The sequence below is a fragment of the Symbiopectobacterium sp. genome (assembly GCF_051710365.1).
GTDB lineage: Bacteria > Pseudomonadota > Gammaproteobacteria > Enterobacterales > Enterobacteriaceae > Symbiopectobacterium.
Window position 1 is genome coordinate 1 of the sequence record NZ_JBPETA010000174.1, and the last position, 6,351, is coordinate 6,351.

3 protein-coding genes are annotated in these 6,351 nt (G+C 52.2%); all 3 read right to left on the reverse strand.

Annotated features, from left to right (window positions below):
* Positions 1 to 390 precede the first annotated feature (390 nt).
* A complete protein-coding gene (carB, locus tag ACTBDZ_RS13840) occupies positions 391 to 3,615 on the reverse strand; it encodes a carbamoyl-phosphate synthase large subunit (RefSeq protein ID WP_438815748.1) in 3,225 nt (1,074 codons plus the stop codon).
* Between the two features lie 14 nt (positions 3,616 to 3,629).
* Positions 3,630 to 4,778 (reverse strand): glutamine-hydrolyzing carbamoyl-phosphate synthase small subunit, encoded by a 1,149-nt coding sequence (gene carA / locus ACTBDZ_RS13845; protein ID WP_438815749.1) that lies wholly within the window; start codon positions 4,776 to 4,778, stop codon positions 3,630 to 3,632.
* A gap of 448 nt (positions 4,779 to 5,226) precedes the next feature.
* Positions 5,227 to 6,045 carry a 4-hydroxy-tetrahydrodipicolinate reductase gene (gene dapB, locus ACTBDZ_RS13850; RefSeq protein WP_438815750.1) on the reverse strand — a complete coding sequence of 273 codons (819 nt, stop codon included), beginning with the start codon at positions 6,043 to 6,045 and terminating at the stop codon, positions 5,227 to 5,229.
* Positions 6,046 to 6,351: the final 306 nt, after the last annotated feature.

The window sequence follows — 6,351 nt, forward strand, 5'->3', positions numbered from 1 at the left end:
GAGTTCAGTATTGGTGACAGACCACCACAAGTATCCAACCTCAATTCTATTCACAAGACCATCGTTGATGTTCTCGGCGAGCGATACCGTCGAATTTATTCTTAAAGTAGGTGCGGAATGACGGTTGTAGTGGTAACATTCCGTAGATAGACGATGTTGCAAAGCTGAAACAGGCATTCTTTGACTCCATTCAAAAAAGAATGGACTATAGGCATCGTATTTACACCATCGTTATTAAAAAAAAGTCTCAATTAAGGATTAACACCATTTTCGATCTTTCTTTGAGGGAGCATTTATTATACAAACACGTTTTAGATGTGAATAATTGTATTATCTTCGCCCATAAAAAAGCCAGCGCGCTCGCGCTGGCTTCTTCTTGGTTAGCGTAGATTAACCTTTAATTTGCGCATGCATTTCCTGCACCGAGGTTACCTTCTCGGTCGGATCCGCATTGAGCGCCATCGCCGTGGCGAAGCCGCCGTTCATGGTCGTATCGTAGTGCACCTTGTACTGCAACGCGCTGCGGCGAATCAGCTTGGAATCTTCAATCGCCTGACGCCCTGCGGTCGTGTTGACGATATACGTGTACTCGCCGTTCTTGATACGGTCCTGAATGTGCGGACGTCTTTCATGCACCTTATTCACCAGACGCGGATTAATGCCCGCTTCACCTAGCTCAATGGCGGTGCCGTGAGTCGCGTCCAGCTCAAAGCCGTGTTTCAGCAGCTTGGCCGCCAGATCCACAACGCGTGCCTTATCGCCTTCACGAACCGAGAGCAAGGCACGTCCTGATTTCTTCATCGGTGAGTTGCTGCCCAGCATCGCCTTGGCGAACGCTTCGGCAAAGGTACGGCCCACACCCATCACTTCGCCGGTAGAGCGCATTTCTGGCCCCAGAATCGGGTCAACGCCGGGGAACTTGTTGAACGGCAGCACCACTTCCTTCACGGAATAATACGGTGGGATAACTTCTTTGGTGACACCTTGCTCCGTCAACGTCTTGCCCGCCATCACGCGCGCGGCCACTTTCGCCAATGGTACACCGGTCGCCTTGGAGACAAACGGAACGGTACGCGCTGCACGTGGGTTCACTTCAATCAGGTAGACTTCGTTGTTCTTCACAGCGAACTGCACGTTCATCAACCCACGCACGCTCAGTTCGAACGCCAGTTTTTCTACCTGCTGGCGCATCACATCCTGAATTTCTTTGCTCAGCGTATAAGCCGGCAATGAACAGGCAGAGTCACCGGAGTGCACGCCCGCTTGTTCGATGTGTTCCATAATGCCGCCAATCAGCACGCGTTCGCCGTCACAGATAGCGTCCACGTCCACTTCAATGGCATCATCGAGGAAACGGTCCAGCAGCACCGGCGCATCGTTGGACACGCTGACCGCGTGCTGGAAGTAACGGCGCAAATCGACTTCGTCGTAAACGATTTCCATCGCACGGCCGCCCAGCACGTAGGAGGGACGAACCACCAGCGGATAACCGATGCCGCGCGCTTTTTCCACCGCTTGCTCGATGGAGGTTACGGTGGCATTTTCCGGCTGTTTCAGGCCCAGACGATTCACCGCCTGCTGGAAACGCTCACGGTCTTCTGCACGGTCAATAGCATCCGGGCTGGTGCCAATCACCGGCACACCCGCGGCTTCCAGCGCACGCGACAGTTTCAGCGGCGTTTGGCCACCATACTGCACGATAACGCCTTTCGGTTTCTCGATACGGACGATTTCCAGCACGTCTTCCAACGTGACGGGCTCGAAGTAGAGGCGATCAGAGGTGTCGTAATCGGTTGAAACCGTTTCCGGGTTACAGTTGACCATGATGGTTTCATAACCGTCTTCACGCAGCGCCAGCGCCGCATGCACACAGCAGTAGTCAAACTCAATGCCCTGTCCGATACGGTTCGGCCCGCCACCCAATACCATGATCTTGTCGCGATCCTGATTCGGATTAGCTTCGCACTCTTCATCGTAAGTGGAGTACATATACGCGGTATCGGTAGCGAACTCTGCCGCACAGGTATCGACACGTTTGTAGACCGGGTGCAGATCATATTTGTCGCGCAGTTTGCGAATTTCGTTTTCAGACACACCGGCCAGCTTCGCCAGACGCGCATCGGCAAAGCCTTTACGTTTCAGGGTGCGCAGGAAATCGGCCGTCAGTGCCGTTGCGCTCTTCTCAGCAACCTGCTCTTCCAGACGAACCAGCTCTTCAATCTGCACCAGGAACCAGCGATCGATGTTGGTCAGGTTAAACACGCCGTCCACAGACATGCCAGCGCGGAAAGCATCTGCCAGATACCAGATACGCTCAGCGCCCGCGTCTTTCAGCTCGCGGCGGATTTTGGTCAGCGCTTCCGGATCGTCCAGATCCACTTTCGGATCGAAGCCCGTTGCACCGACTTCCAGACCACGCAGCGCTTTTTGCAGCGACTCTTGCTGGGTACGGCCAATCGCCATCACTTCACCGACCGATTTCATTTGGGTGGTCAGGCGATCGTTGGCACCGGCAAATTTTTCGAAGTTAAAACGTGGGATCTTGGTAACAACATAGTCAATGGAGGGCTCGAACGATGCCGGGGTACGACCACCGGTGATATCATTCATCAGCTCATCCAGCGTATAGCCCACGGCCAGCTTGGCGGCAATCTTGGCAATCGGGAAGCCCGTCGCTTTGGAAGCCAGCGCGGAGGAGCGCGATACACGCGGGTTCATTTCGATAATGATCAGACGGCCGGTTTTCGGGTTAACCGCAAACTGCACGTTGGAACCGCCGGTTTCTACCCCGATTTCACGCAGTACCGCCATGGAGGCGTTACGCATGATTTGGTATTCCTTGTCCGTCAGGGTTTGCGCTGGCGCAACGGTAATGGAGTCACCGGTGTGGATACCCATGGCATCCAGGTTTTCAATGGAACAGACAATGATGCAGTTGTCTTTCTTATCGCGCACCACTTCCATTTCATACTCTTTCCAACCGATGAGGGATTCATCAATCAGCAGTTCTTTGGTCGGTGACAGATCCAGACCGCGTGCGCAAATTTCTTCAAACTCTTCACGGTTATAAGCGATACCGCCACCGCTGCCGCCCATGGTAAAGGACGGACGGATAATGCAGGGATAGCCCACATCGGCGGCCACGGCCAATGCTTCTTCCATGGTATGCACGATGCCGGAACGCGCGGTTTCCAGGCCAATTTTCTTCATGGCGATATCGAAGCGGCGGCGATCTTCCGCTTTATCGATAGCATCGGCGGTCGCACCGATCATGGTGACGCCAAACTCCGCCAGCACGCCCTGCCGCTCAAGCTCGAGCGCACAGTTCAGCGCCGTCTGGCCGCCTATGGTCGGCAGCACCGCATCAGGACGCTCTTTTTCGATGATTTTACGCACCACTTCCCAGCGGATCGGCTCGATATACGTCGCATCGGCCATTTCTGGGTCGGTCATGATGGTCGCCGGGTTGGAGTTCACCAGAATGACGCGATAACCCTCTTCACGTAACGCTTTACACGCCTGCGCACCAGAGTAATCGAATTCACAGGCCTGACCGATAACGATCGGGCCGGCACCAAGGATCAGGATGCTTTTAATATCAGTACGTTTTGCCATTTTTCTGCTCCCGATTATTTACCATTGGCACGATAAGATTGAATCAGTTCGATAAAGTGATCGAACAAAGGGGCCGCGTCGTGCGGACCAGGGCTTGCTTCCGGGTGTCCCTGGAAACTGAATGCCGCTTTATCCGTGCGATGAATCCCTTGCAGGGAGCCGTCAAACAGCGATTTATGCGTCGGGCGCAGCGTCGCAGGCAGTGAGTTTTCATCCACCGCGAAACCGTGGTTCTGCGCGGTGATCATCACGCAGTCGGCATCCAGATCTTTCACCGGGTGGTTACCACCGTGGTGACCAAATTTCATTTTGACCGTTTTAGCACCGCTTGCCAGCGCCAGCAGTTGGTGACCCAGGCAGATGCCAAATACCGGAATATCGGTCTCCAGGAAGGCTTTGATTGCCTTGATGGCGTAGTCACACTGCTCCGGGTCGCCAGGGCCGTTGGAGAGGAAAATACCGTCCGGATTCAGTTTGAGCACTTCTTCAGCAGAGGTCTGGGCAGGCACAACCGTCAAACGGCAGCCACGATCGACCAGCATACGCAGAATGTTGCGCTTCACACCGTAGTCGTAAGCCACTACGTGGTACGGCAATTCACTTTCCGCTTTGGCAGCAGGCAGGTCGCCGGTCAACGTCCAGCTACCTTGCGTCCAGCCATAACGTTCCTGCGTCGTCACTTCTTTTGCTAGATCCATGCCTTTCAGGCCAGGGAACGCTTTGGCTTTTTCCAATGCTAGTGCCGCATCCGGCGCATCCCCGGCAATAATGCAGCCATTCTGCGCCCCTTTCTCACGCAGCAAGCGAGTCAGCTTACGCGTATCGATATCGGCGATGGCAACGATGTTATTGCGTTTCAGATAATCCGAGAGGCTCTCTTCATTACGGTAGTTGCTGGCAATCAGAGGCAGATCGCGAATAACCAGGCCTTGAGCATGAACAGAGGGGGATTCTTCGTCGCTGGCGTTAGTGCCGACATTACCAATATGGGGATAAGTGAGAGTGACAATCTGGCGGGAATAGGAAGGATCAGTGAGGATTTCTTGATAACCGGTCATCGACGTATTGAAGACCACTTCCCCCACTGCCGTTCCCTCTGCCCCGATGGCACAACCGTGGAATTGGGTTCCGTCTTCCAGAACCAATAGCGCTGACTTAATCAAAACACCCTCCAAGGAATAAACAATCATATTATCTGCATATTAATTCAGATTAGACACTCCAAATCAATGCAAAAATTACCTTTTCGGTAAACTTTTGGCAAATTGCGCGCATTTTAATGATGGTCGTTCAACTTGTCCACTCCAACCGCTATTTTTCTCCATTTTTTATGGCTCTTACAGCGCCACTGACCTATCTCAGCCACAAAAACAGCCATCAAAAAGGCAAAGTAAACGGTTGCCCGATGACATTATTAGCCAGAAGGAAATATTTGGCCAGTGAGCGCCTGACAAGGCAATGAGAGGTTAAAAAAACGCCAGCAAACGCTTTAAAAAGAATAGAAAATACAAACTTATATCAGTTATGGAAAAATAAAAAATCAAATAACATAAAATAGAAAAATTATGACAAATAATCCACAAAATTCAACAAGTTAAAAAACAAATAAAATCAAAGATTATTCATATAAAGTACATCTCTCATATCGAAAAGACCTGATTTCTTATCTTTCAACCAAATTGCAGCACGAACTGCACCATTAGCGAAAGTCATACGGCTGGAAGCCTTGTGGCTAATCTCAATGCGCTCGCCAACATCAGCAAACATTGCAGTGTGCTCACCGACGATATCTCCGGCACGCAAGCTGGCAAAACCGATACTGTTTGGCACACGTTCGCCGGTGTGGCCTTCACGCGCATAGACCGCGCAGGTTTTCAGATCGCGCCCTAACGCTCCCGCAATGGCTTCACCCATGGCTAACGCCGTCCCCGACGGGGCATCCACTTTATGGCGGTGGTGCGCTTCCAGGATCTCGATATCCGTGTAGTCGCCCATCACCGTGGCCGCTTTCTCCAGCAATTTCAGCATCACGTTGACACCCACACTAAAGTTGGCGGCAAACACAATGCCAATCTCCTGTGCAGCCGCGCTGATAGCCGCTTTGCCTGCATCATCAAAACCCGTGGTACCGATAATCATGCCCTTGCCATGCTGGCGGCAGAATGCCAAATGCTCCAATGTGCCTTCCGGGCGCGTGAAATCGATGAAGATATCAAAATCATCACGTACCGCATCCAGCGAATCCTGCACAATAACGCCCAGCGTGCCCAGTCCAGCCAGTTCTCCGGCATCAACGCCAACCAACGATGAGCCCTCACGCTCTAGCGCCGCACCGAGGACAGCCCCCTCCATCTGCGAAACCGCCTGGATCAGTTGACGCCCCATTCGACCACCGGCACCGGCAATCGCTACACGTATTGCATCCTTCATCGTTATCTCTCTTTTTTCACTTGCGCCGTAAAAACGTTCTCAGGTTAGCGGGCCAACACGATGGCTGCCAGTGGATTTCACGCAGGATTAGAAATTTCTGACAAAAAGGGGGAATAATCAGTAAAAGCTATCCGTCAGAAGGCATTCATTACACGCTGACAGATAAATCCCCCCAAATAGGGGTCACGTATTCAATGTGTTGCTCCGCAATAAAAATAGTATTCATGCTCTATGTTCTCTTCATGCATTCAGGCTGGTTTTAAACACCTTTTTTGCATGCCAGACTATGTAGCAATACACTCATTG